General features: G+C 36.2%; 1 protein-coding gene and 1 pseudogene. One reads left to right on the top strand and one right to left on the bottom strand.

The genetic code is table 11. The features are described 5' to 3' along the window. Positions 1–393: pseudogene (locus L696_RS0102050) on the bottom strand (restriction endonuclease); the annotation flags it as partial. Between the two features lie 394 nt (positions 394–787). Here L696_RS0102050 and L696_RS28085 point away from each other — a divergent pair. Then, positions 788–961 (top strand): helix-turn-helix transcriptional regulator (locus L696_RS28085; RefSeq protein ID WP_155985293.1); only part of this gene is annotated, 174 nt, incomplete at its 3' end.

Raw genomic sequence — 961 nt, 5'->3', positions numbered from 1 at the left:
GTAACCTTGATCTATATAATAAAGCTCCATTAATCGCTCAAAATCTGTCCCTGATAGTATCTCTATATCAGCTTGGAGAATCTGTGCATCAGTCAGCTTTTTACTCGTTGTTTTCGCATTAGCCTTGCCTACCCCACTGTTCGTGCTAGTAATTCTGCTCCTATCGGTATTCCTTGAGCCACTAGTCTTTTCAGCTTTCTTTTTCTGTCGTCGCTTTCGTGTCCACATTGATCCAAAAATTTCTCCCAGAATCACAGAGCCAAGTAAGATACCAAAAAGGTATCCCCAGTGTAGACCAGGTATATTAAAGTAGATAGCAAGCCCACCTATAACAAATAATCCTCTCAAAACATAAGCAACTTGTCTGCCTTCCGCATAATACGTTTTAGCCAATCACTTTCACCTCATTGGAATAATCCAGCTTTCATAAGGACTATATGCCCACGACCAACGGGAATATCTAAGCCCATTTTTCTACTAAATTCTGCATAAATCTTCTTTATTTCTTACACTATAGCATATTCATGGGGATATATGGAACAAAAAAAGCCCTTGAATAATACCAAGGTCCTAATTTAAAGCATTTTCTAATTTAAGAGAAGACTGAGATTATTCGTGTTCTGTAAAAACAAGGAGTCGTTGATAACATATCTAATACATTATAGGATTGGTCATAAATCTTTTTGCTCAACTGGTGGTTGAAAATTATAAAAAATCAAATATGAGGTTATTGTTCGTACCAACAAACTCAAATAGAATTGGATTACATGAAGGAGCGTGAGGATTAATGAAGGAAAAATTAGCAAGAAACATAAGCATATACCGCAAAGAAAGAGGACTTACACAAGAAGAACTCGCAAAAATACTTGGACTTTCATTTCAAGCCGTTTCCAAGTGGGAAAATGCTTATACAATGCCTGATATATCGTTACTACCTCAGTTATCAAGAACTTTAGAAGTA

This window comes from Paenibacillus maysiensis (assembly GCF_000520815.1).
In the GTDB taxonomy this organism is placed as follows: Bacteria; Bacillota; Bacilli; order Paenibacillales; family Paenibacillaceae; genus Paenibacillus; species Paenibacillus maysiensis.
Note: the sequence above shows the minus strand (reverse complement) of the source record. Positions and strands in the feature narration are given on the sequence as shown.